This window comes from Pseudomonas sp. PS01301, from assembly GCF_029960215.1.
In the GTDB taxonomy this organism is placed as follows: Bacteria; Pseudomonadota; Gammaproteobacteria; order Pseudomonadales; family Pseudomonadaceae; genus Aquipseudomonas; species Aquipseudomonas coleopterorum.
Map to the genome: position 1 here is coordinate 22,638 of NZ_JASCPM010000017.1, position 16,834 is coordinate 39,471.

General features: G+C 54.9%; 15 protein-coding genes. 9 read left to right on the forward strand and 6 right to left on the reverse strand.

From position 1 onward, the window contains the following. Positions 1-20: 20 nt before the first annotated feature. The 3 genes from phbB to QMX89_RS11225 all read right to left on the reverse strand — a co-directional run bounded on the left by phbB (position 21) and on the right by QMX89_RS11225 (position 2,526). Entirely contained in the window at positions 21-764 is a 744-nt protein-coding gene (phbB, locus tag QMX89_RS11215) for an acetoacetyl-CoA reductase (RefSeq protein WP_282348200.1), read from the reverse strand. Positions 765-1,031: 267 nt separating this feature from the next. Continuing rightward, positions 1,032-1,832, reverse strand: a complete 801-nt coding sequence (locus QMX89_RS11220; protein ID WP_282348201.1) for a TIM barrel protein — start codon at positions 1,830-1,832, stop codon at positions 1,032-1,034. Positions 1,833-1,866: 34 nt separating this feature from the next. Beyond that, complete coding sequence (locus QMX89_RS11225) at positions 1,867-2,526, reverse strand: aspartate/glutamate racemase family protein (RefSeq protein ID WP_282348202.1); 660 nt, start codon at positions 2,524-2,526, stop codon at positions 1,867-1,869. 154 nt (positions 2,527-2,680) lie between these two features. Between QMX89_RS11225 and QMX89_RS11230 the strand changes: the two genes are divergently transcribed. Beyond that, the gene (locus tag QMX89_RS11230; protein ID WP_282348255.1) at positions 2,681-3,610 is read left to right on the forward strand and encodes a GntR family transcriptional regulator; all 930 of its coding nucleotides are present in this window, start codon (positions 2,681-2,683) and stop codon (positions 3,608-3,610) included. Here the strand turns inward: QMX89_RS11230 and rraA (QMX89_RS11235) are convergent. Then, positions 3,607-4,092, reverse strand: coding sequence for a ribonuclease E activity regulator RraA (gene rraA / locus QMX89_RS11235; protein ID WP_282348203.1), 486 nt, complete (start codon positions 4,090-4,092; stop codon positions 3,607-3,609). The two genes, QMX89_RS11230 and rraA (QMX89_RS11235), sit on opposite strands and share 4 nt — an antisense overlap. A gap of 254 nt (positions 4,093-4,346) precedes the next feature. Between rraA (QMX89_RS11235) and QMX89_RS11240 the strand changes: the two genes are divergently transcribed. The 8 genes from QMX89_RS11240 (at position 4,347) to QMX89_RS11275 (ending at position 13,793) form a co-directional block, all read left to right on the forward strand. After that, complete coding sequence (locus tag QMX89_RS11240; RefSeq protein WP_282348204.1) at positions 4,347-5,417, forward strand: isocitrate/isopropylmalate dehydrogenase family protein; 1,071 nt, start codon at positions 4,347-4,349, stop codon at positions 5,415-5,417. Between the two features lie 125 nt (positions 5,418-5,542). Next, the gene (gene otnK, locus QMX89_RS11245) at positions 5,543-6,811 is read left to right on the forward strand and encodes a 3-oxo-tetronate kinase (protein ID WP_282348205.1); all 1,269 of its coding nucleotides are present in this window, start codon (positions 5,543-5,545) and stop codon (positions 6,809-6,811) included. Next, entirely contained in the window at positions 6,808-7,443 is a 636-nt protein-coding gene (otnC, locus tag QMX89_RS11250) for a 3-oxo-tetronate 4-phosphate decarboxylase (RefSeq protein ID WP_282348206.1), read from the forward strand. Before otnK ends, otnC begins: the two co-directional genes overlap by 4 nt. Before the next feature lie 12 nt (positions 7,444-7,455). Next, complete coding sequence (locus QMX89_RS11255; RefSeq protein WP_282348207.1) at positions 7,456-8,337, forward strand: LysR family transcriptional regulator; 882 nt, start codon at positions 7,456-7,458, stop codon at positions 8,335-8,337. Between the two features lie 125 nt (positions 8,338-8,462). Further along, a complete protein-coding gene (gene acnA / locus QMX89_RS11260; protein WP_282348208.1) occupies positions 8,463-11,162 on the forward strand; it encodes an aconitate hydratase AcnA in 2,700 nt (899 codons plus the stop codon). Beyond that, a complete protein-coding gene (rraA, locus tag QMX89_RS11265; protein ID WP_282348209.1) occupies positions 11,159-11,644 on the forward strand; it encodes a ribonuclease E activity regulator RraA in 486 nt (161 codons plus the stop codon). Before acnA ends, rraA (QMX89_RS11265) begins: the two co-directional genes overlap by 4 nt. Before the next feature lie 20 nt (positions 11,645-11,664). Further along, a complete protein-coding gene (locus QMX89_RS11270) occupies positions 11,665-12,735 on the forward strand; it encodes a lactonase family protein (RefSeq protein WP_282348210.1) in 1,071 nt (356 codons plus the stop codon). After that, entirely contained in the window at positions 12,735-13,793 is a 1,059-nt protein-coding gene (locus QMX89_RS11275) for an AbrB family transcriptional regulator (RefSeq protein ID WP_282348211.1), read from the forward strand. Before QMX89_RS11270 ends, QMX89_RS11275 begins: the two co-directional genes overlap by 1 nt. Before the next feature lie 55 nt (positions 13,794-13,848). Here QMX89_RS11275 and QMX89_RS11280 read toward each other — a convergent pair whose 3' ends face one another. Together QMX89_RS11280 and QMX89_RS11285 are read right to left on the reverse strand one after the other, a co-directional pair. Then, the gene (locus QMX89_RS11280) at positions 13,849-14,766 is read right to left on the reverse strand and encodes a GntR family transcriptional regulator (RefSeq protein ID WP_282348213.1); all 918 of its coding nucleotides are present in this window, start codon (positions 14,764-14,766) and stop codon (positions 13,849-13,851) included. A 101-nt stretch (positions 14,767-14,867) separates the two neighbouring features. Continuing rightward, positions 14,868-16,490, reverse strand: coding sequence for a methyl-accepting chemotaxis protein (locus QMX89_RS11285; protein WP_282348214.1), 1,623 nt, complete (start codon positions 16,488-16,490; stop codon positions 14,868-14,870). Positions 16,491-16,834 lie beyond the last annotated feature (344 nt).

Consider the following 16,834-nt stretch of genomic DNA (forward strand, 5'->3'; position numbering starts at 1 on the left):
TTCGTGCCAGACAACAGCTGTCAGCTCATGTGCAACCCGCCATTGATCGAGAAGTCAGCGCCATTGGCGTATCCAGACTCCTCAGACGCCAGCCAGGAACAGATCGCCGCATTCTCCTCAGGGTTACCCAAACGGCGGGACGGAATTTCGTTAATGATGCGATCCATTGCATCCACCGTGGTTATTGATTTCATCCTAGGCGTTGCGACATAGCCTGGAGAAACTGTGTTGACAGTCACGCCCCGAGATCCCACTTCTTTGGCCAGCGCACGGGTAAAGCCTCGAATCGCCGACTTAGCCGTTGAGTAATTGACCTGCCCTACCTGCCCTAATTGAGCGTTGACCGAAGAGATGTTTATCACTCGCCCCCATCCACGCGAAACCATACCGTCGATGACCTGTTTGGTCACATTGAAAAGGGAGTTCAAATTGGTGTTGATGACTGTCGTCCAGTCACTAGGCTGCATGTCACGGAAAACCACGTTGACCGCTGTCCCCGCGTTGTTGACCAGCACGTCTACGGGGCCGACGTCCTTGGTGATTTTTTCGAAAGCGAGCCTGGAGGACTCCCAGTCCGCGACGTTACCTTCAGAGGCAATGAAGTTGAAACCGAGCTTCTTTTGCTCAGCGAGCCAGGCAGTCTTGCGCGGGGAGTTAGGGCCACAGCCCACAACCACAGTGAAGCCATCTTTGGCGAGGCGCTGACATACGGCAGTACCTAAACCGCCCATTCCAGCTGTGACGAACGCGATGCGCTTAGACATACAGACACTCCTTTTTTGATTTTTTGTTGGGAGTACGACTTGCGGGCCAATGGACCGATGGGCCAATGACTCTACTAAACGTGAGCCGGCATTGTTTTGCAACGCAATGGGGTACAATTCGTAAAAAGGCAACGTTTCAGTTCAAGGATGCCGCGCTCTATCCCAGGTTTTGGGTTGTCAATCACGCTGACCGGCCAATACATCGGCCCAAACACACCTGTGTCACGCTAATTTCCGGTCAAATTGCCATTTTGCATTTGAGCCCACTTAAAAGCTGTTCTCTTCAAGAGAACGCAGGCCACTTTTAGGCAGTACACCCCACTTGTTCAACCACCCCAGCCCCTCATTGGTCGCGATTAGCGGGCGATATTCGCACCCGATCCAACCCTCAAAGCCACTATCTCCAAGAAACTTGAAGACTTCGGCGAATTTCAAGTCGCCGGTACCGGGTTCGTGCCTACCCGGCCAGTCGGCAACCTGGATGTGCTTAACGCGGTCGATCCGGGCTTTCAAAACACCCAAGCCATCCCCCGTCACCAAATGGGCGTGATACAGATCCATGATCAGGCCCAGCTCAGGGATAGCGTCCAGCACAGGTGACGCCAAATCGAAGTCGCATAGATAGTAGCCAGGCATCTCAGTGGCACTGATGACCTCGATGAGGCAGGTGATGCCTTGATCAGCGAAATAATCAACGGCATACCGCAAATTCCCCAGATAAGTCTGGCTATCGGTGCTCAGTTCGCCGGTAATTCTAGTACCCGACATCAGGTGGATCTGGGTGCAACCCAACTGGCTCGCGTACTCCGCTGCCGTGGCTAAGCCCGTCCTGAACTCAGAATCACGCGAAGTCGCTGCAGCCAACCCCTTCGTCAAGCCCACAGGCGCCGCAAACTGCACCATCTTCAATTGATGCTCGTTCAACAACTCCGAGATGAGTGACGCTTCATAATCGTAGGGTGTGGGAAACTCAACCGCCCGAAACCCTGCCGAGGCAGCGGCCTCGAAACGTTTGAGAAAAGGCTTTTCCGTAAACTGGAATCCCAGGTGCGCGTTGAAATTGAGCATTTTGCAAAGCCTCTGACAGGTGGAAATAGAGTGTTCAGACTTTCAGGCAAGCGCGAAGCTTGAGGACCGCACTGTCGGGGGTGGTGAGAATGTTCAGTTGAGATGTTTTCTTGGCCGCATCTGCCGCTGTCACCATCGAGAATTGCGCAAAGCACACAAGATCCTGCTCCTCGATACGACCCACGAGCTCAGCAATCATCTGGTCGTGAAGCTCTGCGTTGCCGGAGCGCAACACTTCCAACGCCTCTGGGCAGGTAAAATGTGTCAGATCAAGGGGCTGCGCCGCTGCGCTGGCCGCCTGCATGAATTCTTCAGCCATGGACTTGATAGCCGGAGGGAATGTCGCCACGATGGCAATTCGAGAGCCGTGCGAGATAGCCTCGTCAATCATCGCCTCGTTGGGCTTGAGGACGGGTATGGACAGCTCGCTTTTGCACAGGTCAATGGCTTCACTAAAGGCCGAGCAGGTAAACAAAATCCCATCTGCCCTTGCGCCGACGGCATAGTGCGCGAGTGATAGAAAGCGCTGCTTCAGCTCATCAGTAACACGCCCAGCGACGGCCAGATCTTGGGAAAGCGAATCATCCAGCAGGTTTGTCAATTGAGCCTCAGGCCACAATTTAGCGAACGCCTGGTTGATCGGCTCAATAGCCACTGAGGTGGCGTGGATGAGAAAAATACGTTTGGCTGTCATGGAAAATCTCTGTCTTCGTTCTTGATACGGAAATTTCGTGCGAAGCGGATGCCGTAACAAGCAACGGTTGGTATGGTATTTCGATGAAACGAAGTGCAAATGCAATTGCATTCCGCAACGTACCGTTCAGGCGCACTTACTCTTGATGAAGCCGATGATAAAAAAAGATCTCGCCGAGCAATTGGCCCCAAAGATCATTGACATGGCCCGGGCACGCTCCATGCGCGCTGGCGAGCCGTTGCGCGAAGAAGCCTTTGCCAAAGAGCTTGGTGTTTCGCGCTCCCCCATAAGAAGGGGGTTTGCACTGCTTGAGGAGCTCGGCCTGGCAACGAAAGAGCCCAATCGCGGCTATTACCTGACCTGCGATGCCAGCGCAATCGACATCAGTGACAAGCTTCCGGATGCAGATCCTTTCGAAGATTTTTACCTGCGTGTCGTTGACGACGTGCTTCGCGGTGACGTTCCTACTACTTTTTTCGAAGCAGAACTGATCCGTCGATATGAGGTGCCTCGCGGACAACTCATCAAAGTGCTGAATCGACTGGCCAACGAAGCCATGATCGAACGCAAGCCAGGCCAGGGCTGGGAGATCAACAACTTCCTCCATGACTCTAACGCTCACATCCAAAGCTACAGGTTTCGCATGGCGATCGAGCCTGCAGCGATTCTTGAGCCGGGATACAAGGTCGACGAGGCGGCGTTTGCCAAGGCCAGACAAGTTCAGCAAGAGTTGCTGGACGGCGATATTTTTATCCTTTCCCGCTCTCAGCTTTTCCAGATTGGTGCGCAACTGCATGAGCTGATAGTCCGCTGCTCGGGCAATACTTTTTTTCTGGAAGCCATCCGGCGCCAGAACCAACTGCGGCGCTTTATGGGCTACAAAGCCAACGTCGACAGGACGCGACTGATCAATCAATGCCAGGAGCATATTCATTTGCTCGATCTCATTCAGTCGGGCCGTCGCTTCGAAGCCGCTGATTTCCTGCGCACCCACTTGGACATCGTAGGCCGCCTCAAGACAGCCAAAGAAGCGCAGGATGAGCTTGATCAACAGAAAATCATCGGCGACTCAGTGTCGACTTAGCTGGCAGGAACAGGCTCGTTGAGAATTATCACGCCGTCGTCGTCCCCATAGAGACGATCGCCATTGGCAATCGTCTGCCCTGCAAAGGTCACGCAATCGCCTACTTGCCCTTCGGAACGCTTGACCGACTTGCGCGGTGACACCCCCAGGGCTTTGATCGCAATAGGGAGCTTTTCAAGCACGGCCCGATCACGAACGTAGCCGTAGATAAGCACCCCAGCCCAACCATTCTTCACCAAGTCCTCAGCGATGATGTCCCCCAACAGCGCGCAGCGATCGCTCGCCCCGCCGTCCACCACCAGAACTTTCCCCACACCAGGCTCTGCGCTTAGCTCCTTGATGCGTGAATTGTCTTCAAAGCATTTGACGGTCACCGCCTCTCCAGTGAAATCCCTTCTGGCACCCAGATCCTGGAATAACGGTGTCAGTACCCGCGCCTTGTCGCCAAAATCATCACATAGATCAGTCGTTTTGAAAGACATAAACACTCCACGTTCCTGGGGTGAAAGCAATTTGTAAAAACAAAGGTTGCACAATCTGGATATTGATGCAATAAAATGCAATCTGTCGAGACGCAATTTTGACGACTGGACATCGAAAATACGATTCAGTCGCCAGACGGTAAAGGTCAGGCAACCGTCTTGACGCTATTGTATTTCGTCTGTACGCGGTACATAAAATTTTCGGGCAACCCCACGGCCTGCCTCAGCTTCCAATAAAAAGTTAGGAGATGGTGATGCGTATTCTTGTTCTTCCCTGCGATGGTATCGGCCCGGAAATCGTCGAGTCCTCGATGTCCGTCCTTCATGCAGTCAACAGAAAATTTAGCCTGGGTCTGACGTTCGACTATGACGACGTTGGCTTCAAAAGCCTTGAAAAGCACGGGACTACCCTACGCGACGAGATTTTGGAAAAGGCCAAGACATACGACGGCATCATCCTGGGCACTCAATCTCACGCCGATTACCCGGTTCCTGAAAAAGGCGGCCGTAACGTATCCGCTGGCTTCCGTATCGGTCTCGATCTCTACGCTAACGTCCGCCCCGCACGCACCCGCCCTTTCCTGACTTCGAACATGAAGGAAGGCAAGACCATGGATCTGGTGATCATGCGTGAAGCCACCGAAGGCTTCTATCCAGACCGCAACATGAGCCGTGGCTGGGGCGAAGTCATGCCTAGCCCGGACATGGCATTGTCGACCCGTAAAATCACTCGTCACTGCAGCGAGCGTATTGCACGCCGCGCTTTCGAACTGGCGATGAAACGCAACAAGAAAGTGACAGCAATCCACAAAGCAAACAGCTTCCATATGACTGACGGCCTTTTCCTGGAGGCTGTGCGTCACGTGGCCAAGGACTTCCCTGAAGTTCAGCTGGATGATTTGCTGGTGGACGCCTCCACTGCTCACCTGGTACGTAGCCCAGAGCGCTTCGACGTCTTGGTTGCGACCAACTTCTACGGCGACATCATCAGTGACCTGGCCAGTGAGCTGTCTGGTAGCCTCGGCCTGGCCGGTTCGATCATGGCCAGTGACGTGCACTGCGCAGCTCAGGCCCAACACGGTTCGGCACCGGACATCGCAGGCAAGGACATCGCCAACCCGGTATCGATGATCCTTTCCGTGGCCATGTTGCTACAGTGGATGGGTGAGCAGCGCAACAATTCCAACCTGGTGGCTGCTGCTGCCGAGATGGATCGTGCTATCGACGTTGTTCTGGAAAGCCCGGAAAAACGTACCCCTGATCTGGGCGGTAAGCTGGGCACCAAAGCGTTCGGTGAAGAAGTAGCCAAGGTCATCCTGGGCTAATTGAAAAAGGAGCAACGCAGTCGCGTTGCTCCTTTTTGCTCTATCGGGCATTTCCACACCAACAAGAATTCAACATCCAATCATCGCGAGCACTGATCACTATGGTTGGAGCGGGAGGATTAGCAGTGACTAAATTGTTGCTGGGCTGCATCGCCGACGACTTTACCGGTGGCACCGATCTTGCCAGTACACTGGTGCGCGGCGGCATGCGCACACTGCAGGTCATCGGCATTCCCAAAGAGCCCATCCCGGATGACATTGACGCGGTGGTTGTAGCACTTAAGACCCGCACATTGCCGGCAGATGAAGCGGTCAGTGAATCGCTGGAGGCCTTGGAGTGGCTTAAAAAGATCGGGTGTAGTCAATATTTTTTCAAATACTGCTCGACGTTTGATTCCACTCCGAAAGGTAACATCGGCCCGGTAGCCGACGCGATGATGGCGTCTCTGGGCATCGACTTCGCCATCGCTTGCCCAGCCTTCCCTGACAACAAACGCACGGTCTATCAAGGGCATCTGTTCGTAGGCGACGTACTGCTGAGCGAGTCAGGCATGCGTCATCACCCACTGACGCCCATGACAGATTCGAATCTGGTCAATGTGCTTCAGCAGCAGACCCGCAAGAAAGTAGGACTCGTGCCTTACAGCGCCTTGACAAGAGGCAACGGCTTGCTCAAGAAAACCATGGCGCAGCTCAAGGATTCGGGGTGTTCCTACGCTATCGTCGACGCATTGACCGATGATGATCTACGGGCAATTGCTGTCGTCATTGAGGATCACCAATTGGTCACCGGGGGTTCCGGGATTGCGATGGGCTTGCCTGGCAACTTTGGTCGCAAGGGCCTTTTGATCGGCAAAGACGCCGCCTCTGCGCTGCCGCCTGTTGGTGGTCTCAGTGCGGTGCTGTCCGGCAGTTGTTCAGTTGCCACAAATGCTCAAGTCGCGCATTGGCAGTCTACAAGACCGAGCTTTCAGATCGACCCACTTTCGCTTGCCAAAGGCGAAGATCAGGTGAAACAAGCGTTGGAGTGGGCTGAAAGCATTGTTCAGACCGAACCCGTACTGATTTACGGCAGCGCCAAGCCCGATACCGTGAAAGCGGCTCAAGACCTGCTCGGCGTCGAAGCAGCGGGACAGATCGTCGAGGACGCGCTTTCACGTATCGCGATTGGTCTGGTTGACCTGGGCGTCAGAAAGCTTGTCGTCGCTGGGGGTGAAACTTCGGGAGCAGTCGTGAAGGCGCTTGATCTAGAAGCGCTCCGCATTGGGGCGCCAATCGATCCTGGCGTGCCGTGGACAGTAGGCTTGAGAGATGTACCGATCGCCTTGGCGCTGAAGTCGGGTAATTTCGGTACCGTCGATTTCTTCGAGAAAGCATTGGGACAAGTGCAATGAGCGAGACCAAACTTCGCGAAGAAATAGTGCTGCTTGGCAAATCAATGTACGACCGGGGACTGACCCACGGTGGCACAGGCAACATCAGTGCACGGGTCGACGATGGCTGGCTTCTGACGCCAACAGGATCGTCGTTAGGCAGGCTAGATCCCGCGCGATTGTCCAAGCTCGATTGGAGCGGTCGCCATATCAGCGGCGACAAGCCATCCAAAGAGGCTCTCTTGCACCTGGCTATGTATGAAGAGCGACCCACAAGTGGTGCTGTGGTCCATCTGCACTCGACACACTCAGTTGCCGTTTCGGTGCTGGACGGGCTTGATCCAGAAGATCTGCTGCCGGCGATCACTGCGTATTACGCAATGCGCGTAGGCAAGCTTCCGCTCGTTCCGTACTACGCACCAGGTGATCCGGCGTTGGCTGACGCTGTGCGTTCGTTCTCAGGAAAGCACCATGCAATGCTATTGGCGCATCACGGGCCAGTGGTGGCGGGCTCTGACTTGAGCGCCGCCGTGGATGCTACCGAGGAGCTCGAAGCTACCGCGCAGCTATTTCTGCTGATTTTCCAACATAAATTCAAGACGCTGACACCTCAGCAGATCGCAGATCTGCAACGGCGGTACCCACAGCGCTAAGCGAGAAGACAAATGCGCCACGACCTGCTGAGCCTGGAAATATTCATGGCAGTTGCTGAGCAGAGAAACCTTACCAGGGCAGCTGAACGCTGCCACCTTGCGACTTCTGCTGTCAGCAAACGAATCAGTGAGCTGGAAGCCAAGGTCGGGGCCAGTTTGTTTGTAAGGTACCCACGCGGGATGGAGCTGACCCCGGCGGGACAGTCGCTCAGGCACTACACCTTACAGCTGATGGAAACACTGGGAAAAATGGATTCCGAGCTCGGTGAATACGGCTCAGGAACAAAAGGTCATGTTCGGCTGCATGCCATCACTTCCGCACTGGCGCAGCACCTGACCCTGGATATCGGTCGGTTCCTGAACAGTTATCCAGAGATCAAGTTCGACATTGAGGAACGGGTCGGTGCCGCCATCGTGAGAGCTGTGGCTGATGGCCGAGCTGATCTTGGGATCATCGCGGAGCAGACACCTGCGATGGGGCTCGAATCGATTGCCTACCGTACCGATGAACTTGTTGTCGCGGTGTCCGAGACGCACCCGTTGGCTGAGTTCACCGGTGTAAGGTTTGAACGAACATTGTCGTACGAGTTTATTGGCCCCCATCAAGAAAGCTCTGTCCATAACCTGCTCTCTGAGCATGCCAGCAAGCTTGGGACATCAGTTCGCCAACGAATTCGCGTCACCAGTTTTGAATGCATGTGCCAAATGGCCTCGGCAAATCTGGGCATTTGTATTCTTCCCCGTAACGTTCTGAGGCGCTATCTCAAGCCCCTTCACCTGCATGCCATCACCCTGGAAGAACCTTGGGCGCACCGGCAATTGAACATCGTGTCACGGAACTTCGAAGCATTGGCGCCCACAGTAAAAGCATTTGTGGGGCACCTGACCGCTTAACGTTCACATGAGGAGAACGCTTTCTTCTTGAAGCATCAATTTTCGCAAAGGGAGTCGTTGCTTAAGATCACTGTATCAAAGGGTGTCATACACCTCTCCGACTCACGAACACCCATGCAGGCCATATGATTTCAGCCATCGACCCACGGTTTCTCAATCATCTCCACATAGGTGAGCGCGAATACGCCTTTGTTGATCTCAAAAAAGTCGTCTTGCCGGAAAAACTTGTCGCCCTGCCCTATTCGCTGCGGATTTTGCTGGAGAACGTTGCACGGTGCTCTCCAGATTCGTTGCCTGACTTCCTGGAGTGCCTGGAGACTCAACGATCCGACTGCGAAGTGCCTTTTTTTCCGAATCGTCTGATGTTTCACGACACCACATGCCTCCCGGCGTTGGCAGACTTTGCCGGGATGCGAGATATGGTGACTGAGATGGGGGGAACGTCGGCCACGATGAATCCGATGATCCCTGCGGTGCTGACCATTGATCACTCCGTCATCGTGGAAAGCTATGCAGAGGCAGATTCGGTGGAGCGCAATCTGGACATCGACTACCGTCGAAACTCTGAGCGCTATCGCTTCATCAAATGGGCACAGGAGAGCCTGGACAACTTCAAGGTAGTGCCACCTGGCACCGGCATCATCCACCAAGTGAACATGGAATCGCTGGGCAAGGTAGTTTGGGAAAGCTGCTCTACTGATGGTGAGCCATTGCTGCACCCTGATGACATGGTCGCGACCGATAGCCACACACCCATGATCAACGCGATCGGTATTCTCGGTTGGGGCGTCGGCGGACTTGAGGGCCAGGCAGCCATGCTCGGAGAACCTGTTCCTATCAGCTTCCCCGAGGTCATCGGCATCCGGCTGACCAACCGCTTGCGCCCAGGTGTCACTGCCACTGACCTGGCACTGCGCGTCACCCAAATCCTGCGCGCGCGGGGCGTGGTCGGTAAATTCGTCGAGTTCTGCGGGCCCGGACTATCAGGGTTGAGCTGGGCTGCTCGCGGAACGCTTTCCAACATGGCGCCGGAGTACGGTGCCACGGTGGTATTTTTCCCGTTCGACGATACGACGATGCAATACATGCGTCTGACCGGACGCGACGATGACACTCTGGAAAAAATCAACGCTTACCTGCCTCTTCAAACGCTATGGCGTCATGACAGCAATCCTGAGCCGCAATTCACGGAAGTGATCGAGCTAGACCTGAACGCTATCGAGCTAAGCGTTGCAGGCCCGCATCAGCCGCATCAATGGCGCAAACTCTCAGATGCCGCGCTCTCATTCCGCCAGGACATCATGGGTGAAGGTGCCGATCTGATAGCAACTAGCGCCGACGAGAACGTCACTTTCTTCGAGCCATCTTTTGGCGAAGCTGTAAGCCATGGCGTGATCTCGATCGCCGCTATTACCAGTTGCACAAATACTGCCAACCCCAGCCAGATGATTCAGGCTGGGCTGTTTGCACGTAATGCTCGGGCTCGTGGCTTGCAGCGCAAACCCTGGGTAAAAACGTCTTTGTCACCTGGCTCGCAGGTGGTCGCCGACTACCTCGAAAACGCAGATTTGATGGCTGATTTCTCAGCGCTGGGATTCGATCTGGCTGGCTTTGGCTGCATGACCTGTATTGGTAACTCCGGCAAGCTGGAACCGCACATGGAAACGTTCGCCGATGAGGGACTCAAGACCGTCGTAGTGCTTTCTGGAAACCGCAACTTTGAAGGGCGGGTCAATCCGAAAGTCCAGATCGGTTACCTGGCATCGCCCGCACTGGTGGTCGCCTATGCAATAGCGGGCACGATCAACACTGATATCCAGCATCAGCCATTGGGCAAAGATGCTGATGGTAACGATGTATTTCTACATGAGCTGATGCCGCGTGACGATGAGGTGAACGCATTGGTCGAGCGCACGGTATTGCCGGAGCTGTTTCGCAGACGCAACGCGACACTCTGGAACGGCACTCATCATTGGCAACAACTGTCAGCGGTTGGCAGTGTCCAGTTTCCATGGGATCCGGCATCCACCTACCTGCGCCGCCCTATCTATCTTCAAGGCGTCAGCGCCCTGCCCGCCGAATCGCTGAGCATCACAGGCGCTCGCCCTCTAATGGTGCTGGGCGATAACGTCACCACCGACCACATCTCTCCGGCAAGCGCTATCCCAAGCGAAAGCCAGGCCGGGCAATGGCTACTTGATCGTGGAGAGGCAGCAGATGATCTGAACCAATATTCGACTCGACGCAGCAACCACGAAGTGATGATGCGTGGAGCTTTCGTGAACCGTGCAGTGAAGAATCAATTGCTGGTCGAACAGCCTGCAGCAGGCGGCTGGGCAAAAAACGTCGCCGGCGAAACCATGCGCGTTTATGACGCGGCGCTGACGTATGTCGAAAACAAAATCCCACTGCTGATATTCGCAGGCTTCAACTACGGCGCGGGGTCAAGCAGAGACTGGGCGGCAAAGGCTCAGGCGACCCTGGGGGTCAAAGCGGTGGTGGCTCGAAGCTTCGAGCGAATCCACCGCAGTAACCTGATTGGCATGGGTGTGTTCCCGATCGAATTCAAAGCAGGCCAGTGCGCTGCCGACCTCTCGCTCGACGGATCAGAGCAGTTTGATTTGAATGGACTCGATAGCTTGACCGTTGGGATCAACCCCATCCAGTTACTCATCACTCGAAATGGTCAGCAACACCTGTTCGAATTCGTCCTGAAGATAGATTCAAGCCAGGAAATTCTGTACCTGCGCCAAGGCGGCATTCTTCCTTACGTGGTTAGAAAAGTCGTTGCCAACACAACAACATCTAAAGGGAGCTACGTATGAACACCACCGACATCTGTGATCAGTTGAAAGACCTCGCTCAGTTTCTGCCGCCGAGTTTTGAAAATTTTGGTGGGCGGCATCAGTTCAGGGGTGAGGCGGTCACGATCAAGTGCTACGAAGACAGCTCAAGAATCAAGGAAACCATTGCCACAGACGGCCGTGGCAAAGTTCTGGTAATTGATGCAGGCGGCAGCGAGCGCTGCGCCGTGTTCGGTGACATGAGCGCTCAGACGGCGATCGACAACGGCTGGGAAGGTATCGTCATCAATGGGTGTTTACGCGATGTCAAAGCGATTGCTGCGATGCACATTGGTGTTCGGGCTCTCGGGGTTGTACCCAAAGGCTCCAACCGACAAGGTCAGGGTCTTTGTGGGATCGCGATCACACTCGCCAACATTACCGTTCAGCCTGGTGACCTGGTCGTCGCCGACGAAGATGGCGTGCTTGTATTAGCGGCATCAAACGTGAGTTTGATCGTCTGATTTTCAACTCGGAGCTGTGTATGTACGCATACGTTGGGTGCCGCACAACGCGAGAAAGAAACGCTCGCGGGGATGGCATCAATGTTTACCAGGTTGATCAGGCCACAGGATCACTTGCCCACATTCAGCTCCTGGACGGGCTGACCAATCCATCCTTCCTGACATTGAGCCATAACCAGCATTTTCTGTACTGCGTCCATGGGGATCGCGACGAAGCCAGCGCGTTCGCCATCGATCATGATGGGGCTTTGTCGTTGCTGAACACGGTCACAACGGGAGGCCTCAACCCGGTTCACCTGGCTATTGACCCCGAAAACCGGTTTCTGGTGGTCAGCAACCATTCAAGCGGCTCGCTCGCAGTTATCACGATCCAGACAGACGGAAAACTAGGCGAGCTTGTTCAATGCACGATGATGGAAGGGCCCATAGGGCCGCATCGTATAGAACAAAACAGTGCCAAGCCCCATTTCAATCCATTTGACCCGAGTGGGCGCTTTGTCATCGTTCCGGACAAAGGGCTGGACAGAATTTTCAGCTTCGAATTCGATTCCACCGGCGGTACATTCAAACCGGCCCGCGTGCCCTATGTGGTCAGCCGTGAAGGTGCCGGGCCACGGCATATTGCATTCCACCCGACCCTGCCACGTGCCTACGCTATCAACGAACTGGATTCGACCGTCACCACTTACGAGTTCGACAATGCAACGGGGGGGCTGACTGCATTACAGGTGCTCTCATCACTGCCAGAAAGCTTCGTCGGCACCAGCCGGGCTGCCGAGATTGAAGTGGATAAGGCGGGTCTGTTTCTGTACGCCTCCAATCGGGGTTACGACAGCATTGCGCTGTTCTCTATCAACCAGCAGAACGGGTTGCTCAGCTTTATCGAGGCATTCCCTACTGGCGGTCGGACGCCGCGCTTCTTTGCGTTAAGTCCGTCGGGCCAGTTCCTGTATGCGGCGAACGAGGATACCGACACCATCGTCACATTCTCGGTCGATCGCGCAACTGGGCGCCTGAGCCAGACAGAACAAATTGTGGAAACAGGCAGCCCGGTCTGTATGGTGTTCGCTGACCGCCGCGATTTTGCGTGATGAAATTATTTCTCAAGGGATTTAGCACATGGTGGGGAACGCCCGTCGTAGGGATAGGTGGTGCAATGCTTGCGACCTGGTTGCATTGGCCGCTGCCGTGGATCATCGGCTCGATGCTGGCCATCATCCTGGTGCGCTGCATCGGCTGGCATGTCAGCGAGATACCGAAAGGAAGAATTTCCGGGCAGTGGATGATCGCAACATCCATCGGCCTGCATTTCACTGCGCTGGTGCTGGACGAGATCATCCAACGCTTTCCCATGATGCTGCTTGTTGCCTTTCTTACACTAGGGATAGCACTGGTAGGTATCAGGTTCATGCATCGCCGTGGAATGGATCTGACTACGGCCTATTTCGCATTCATGCCAGCGAATTTTGCAGAAATGATCCAATTGGGAATCCGGCATGAGGCTGACGTAGGAAAAATCGCCGCAGCACACAGCGTCAGGTTGGTACTGATCGTTCTATGCGTGCCGCCCACCATGTTTTATCTAGCGCACGTTTTGCCCAACGCGTCCTATGCCAGGTTGCCCACAGATTGGCGCTGGCTGGCTCCGATGCTCGTGGGAGGAGCACTGGTGGCCATAGCCTGGAAGCGCCTTGGCTGGCCAAATCCCTGGATGTTCGGCCCCATGGCGCTGTGTGCGATCTGTACGGCGGTGTTCGATCTGCAGATAGCGTTGCCGGTAGAGCTGAGTCATTACGGGCAATTGATGATCGGCTGCGCGTTGGGTATCCATTTTGACCGGCAGTTCTTCAAATCAGCCCCGACTTACCTGCTGAAGGTGGCCGCTTTCACGCTGTCGATGATTGGCTTTACCGTCCTGATAGCGTGGCTCTTGAGCCACATCATCGATCTACCGACCTCCACACTTGCGCTGGGCATGATGCCGGGCAGCAGCACCGAGATGTATCTCACCGCAGAAGCTTTGCATTTGGCGGTTGGATTGGTGACGGCGATGCAGATCATGCGCTTGATCGTGGTGATGCTCTTTGCAGAGCCGATTCACAACCGTTGGGTAAAGCAAAGTACGGCACGTGGACGGAACGCCGAGTAAGAGGCTGGGGCAAGCAGGACTCTACAATCGTCGAAGAGCCCCACCGCACCACTGTTCAGGCATTTTCGGCAGAGTTCTGATCCTCAACACGCAACTTGAGTATCGGCGACTTGCGAGCAAACGACCCACTGAGGTGACGCTTCATCAGATGCGCCGCGTCCAGGTTGTTGCCCTGCTCCACCAGCTCGATCATCTGAATATGCTCGGCACATTGCTTGTAGAGACGCTTGCGGTCGATCATCGAGCGATACTCCAGCAGACGGCGCATGTTGTTCATCTGTTTGAGGATCATCAGGTAAAGCGGATTCCCGGAGAGCTTGATGAACTCTTCATGAAAGCGGATACCGTTTTTAAGCAGCACATCTGCCGGCAGCGTATCTATGCCACCGTCCAGCATGTCCTGCTGCTCCTTCTTCAGTCGACGCAGGACTTCCATGTCATGCTGGTAGGTCGGTTCGAGTAATGCTGCTGGCTCGATAAGCGACCTGACCTTGTAAATTTGCTCCAGCGTTTCTGGAGTCTTCGCAACGTCGAGGAAGCGCCAGCCATATCCAGGCTTAGGCTCTACCCAACCCACCTTGGCGGCCCGGTTGAGCATATCGATCACTTGCACCTTGGTCAGATCGTATCGATTACGTAAGAACTGCTCGGTCACTTCCTGAGGGATCAGATTGTTCAGCCAATCCTCGGAAAGCTTGTAATACTCCTCGGGCTCTTCGAGTGACCGCACCTCATCATTGAGCGCAACGACTTCGTGGGAACGTTCAAGGACAAAAAAACCTCGGTTGGCAAATTGCTCCAGATAGCCATCATTCGCAAGCGTGACCAGGGCCTCGCGGGCCGGAGACCGCGAGACCTTGAATTCATCAGCCACTTTCTGGGCGCTCATGTGCGCACCCACTTCGAGTTCTCTGACCTGAATTTTCTGGCGGATTTCTGCGACGATTCTTTGGACTAAAGCGCTTGAAGCCATTCTCGACTCGCTAACTCGTTGAATACCTGTGCCGGGAGCCTGATGCTGGCTTGGCTGATGCCGTCGAAGTATACGGCCAGCAAGCGGCTCCCGAAGCCTTTTCAGATCTGAAAGTGCCTGACCATCGAGTTCAATTCAGTGGCCAGGGTTGCCAGCGACTGAGAAGCGATCGTTGTCTGGTGCGATCCCTCAGACGATTGGATGGAGAGATCGCGGATGTTGAGCAAATTTCGATCCACTGACCGCGCCACCTGTGCCTGCTCTTCCGCAGCCGAGGTTATCACGAGGTTTCGATCGTTGATCTCGTCGTTTGCGGCAACGATTTCCGCAAGAGCTGTCCTGGCCAATTCGGCGAGTTCCAGTGTCTGCTGGGTCATGCTACTGCTGCTTTGCATGGTGCTAACGGCGCTGGCGGTGCCAGACTGAATGCCTCCAATCATTTGCTCGATCTCACGCGTAGACTGCGCAGTTCTGTGTGCCAGCGCCCGTACTTCGTCGGCAACGACTGCAAAGCCTCTGCCTGCCTCACCGGCACGCGCGGCCTCGATGGCCGCGTTGAGGGCGAGCAAATTTGTCTGCTCGGCAATGGTTCGAATTACATCCAATACCTTGCCGATGCGCTGGGCCTGAACCGCAAGACCTTCCACCTGCTCGGAACTCATCTGCATACCACAGGTAAGCTCCTGAATAGCTGTGACAGCCTCCATCATCCGTTGCTGTCCCTTGTCAGCAATGGTACGAGATGCCCGGGAAAGATCAGAAGTCGATGAGGCGTTTCTCGCCACCTCCTCGATGGCCGTCGTCATCTCGGTGACAGCCGTGGCGGCTTGCTCAATCTCACCATGCTGCTGTTGCAGATCTCGGCTGCCCTCGGCGGTCACCGCGTTCAGCTCTTCGGCAGCGCAAGCCAGTCTTGCGGACGAGCCAGTAATCTGCTTGAGCGTCGCCAGAAGACCGTCTTGCATGACCGCAAGCGCTGTGAGCAAGCGAGTGGCCTCATCGTTGCCATCTGGGGTGATTGGCTTGGTGAGGTCACCTTTGGCGATCGTTTCAGCCACGTGGACAGCCTCGGCGATTGGTCGAGTGATGCTCCTTATGAGCAGCCACGCTACGCCGATGGTGCCAACGCCCACCAGGAGTATAACCAGCACAATGCCTTTGACGGCATGAGCATATGCCCTCTCAGAATGATCACCGGCCTGTTCAGCCCCCTGATTCGCTCGATCAATCAAGTCATCGAAGTTTTTGGTCATCAGGTCGTATGAGTCGCGGATAGTCATCAGGAAAGCGCGAGCTGCTGCCTTGTCACCCAAGCGAGAAAGCCTGAGCAGTTCGAGATGATTTTCAGCGTAGGCCTCCAAGCTGCGGTTGAAGGCGTCCAGACGGATCCGCTCATCGTCAGTCGTAAGCAACTGCGCATAAATCTCCATCTGCTCGCGCACGCTTTTCAAGCGCCCGGCAGTTTTGTCTTCATAGGACTGCATCTCGCCATCAGTGGTCGACAGGATGTGCTGCATGGAGCCCATGCGATAGCGATTCAGCGAAGCGTTTGAAGACCCAAGCGCTCGCACGCGCTGCATCCAGTTGCCCTGAATGTCGGCAGCCTGCTCCTGCACATCTCGGATCTGGTGGAGCGCAAACAACCCCAAAAATACGCTCAGCAATGCAATGGCGGCAAATCCGATGAACGCCCTGGGAGCAATCCCTACTTTTCTTGACAGCATGACGTCAGCCCTACATTCAGATGACGAGAAGAAGCCCGGCGCATATGCGCGAGCGGTCTGACGCTCAGCCTGTGTGGGTGCCAAGCACCACCGCTTTGTCGATTACACATCTTTGTTTACCGAGTTTGAGAATGAGTGCGCTTGGCAATTCAGGCCGCGCTTTTTGTTGTGATCTCGAAGCCTGCAGCTACCTCGAAGGCGAAATCAGCATCCTCCAAGCATAAAATCATATTGCATTTTGGTTCGTCAATGTGCGAATCTTTTTGCATCGAGATATTATGAATTCGGCTAAAAGCCGGATTGCTTTAGCCCGAACCACCCCATATACGCTGACCTTGGAGCTC

Bases quoted from the DNA above. Each gene is read 5' to 3' on its own strand.
- phbB (WP_282348200.1), bottom strand. From the start codon at position 764: ATGTCTAAGCGCATCGCGTTCGTCACAGCTGGAATGGGCGGTTTAGGT.
- QMX89_RS11220 (WP_282348201.1), bottom strand. From the start codon at position 1,832: ATGCTCAATTTCAACGCGCACCTGGGATTCCAGTTTACGGAAAAGCCT.
- QMX89_RS11225 (WP_282348202.1), bottom strand. From the start codon at position 2,526: ATGACAGCCAAACGTATTTTTCTCATCCACGCCACCTCAGTGGCTATT.
- QMX89_RS11230 (WP_282348255.1), top strand. From the start codon at position 2,681: ATGATAAAAAAAGATCTCGCCGAGCAATTGGCCCCAAAGATCATTGAC.
- rraA (WP_282348203.1), bottom strand. From the start codon at position 4,092: ATGTCTTTCAAAACGACTGATCTATGTGATGATTTTGGCGACAAGGCG.
- QMX89_RS11240 (WP_282348204.1), top strand. From the start codon at position 4,347: ATGCGTATTCTTGTTCTTCCCTGCGATGGTATCGGCCCGGAAATCGTC.
- otnC (WP_282348206.1), top strand. From the start codon at position 6,808: ATGAGCGAGACCAAACTTCGCGAAGAAATAGTGCTGCTTGGCAAATCA.
- QMX89_RS11255 (WP_282348207.1), top strand. From the start codon at position 7,456: ATGCGCCACGACCTGCTGAGCCTGGAAATATTCATGGCAGTTGCTGAG.
- acnA (WP_282348208.1), top strand. From the start codon at position 8,463: ATGATTTCAGCCATCGACCCACGGTTTCTCAATCATCTCCACATAGGT.
- rraA (WP_282348209.1), top strand. From the start codon at position 11,159: ATGAACACCACCGACATCTGTGATCAGTTGAAAGACCTCGCTCAGTTT.
- QMX89_RS11270 (WP_282348210.1), top strand. From the start codon at position 11,665: ATGTACGCATACGTTGGGTGCCGCACAACGCGAGAAAGAAACGCTCGC.
- QMX89_RS11275 (WP_282348211.1), top strand. From the start codon at position 12,735: ATGAAATTATTTCTCAAGGGATTTAGCACATGGTGGGGAACGCCCGTC.
- QMX89_RS11280 (WP_282348213.1), bottom strand. From the start codon at position 14,766: ATGGCTTCAAGCGCTTTAGTCCAAAGAATCGTCGCAGAAATCCGCCAG.
- QMX89_RS11285 (WP_282348214.1), bottom strand. From the start codon at position 16,490: ATGCTGTCAAGAAAAGTAGGGATTGCTCCCAGGGCGTTCATCGGATTT.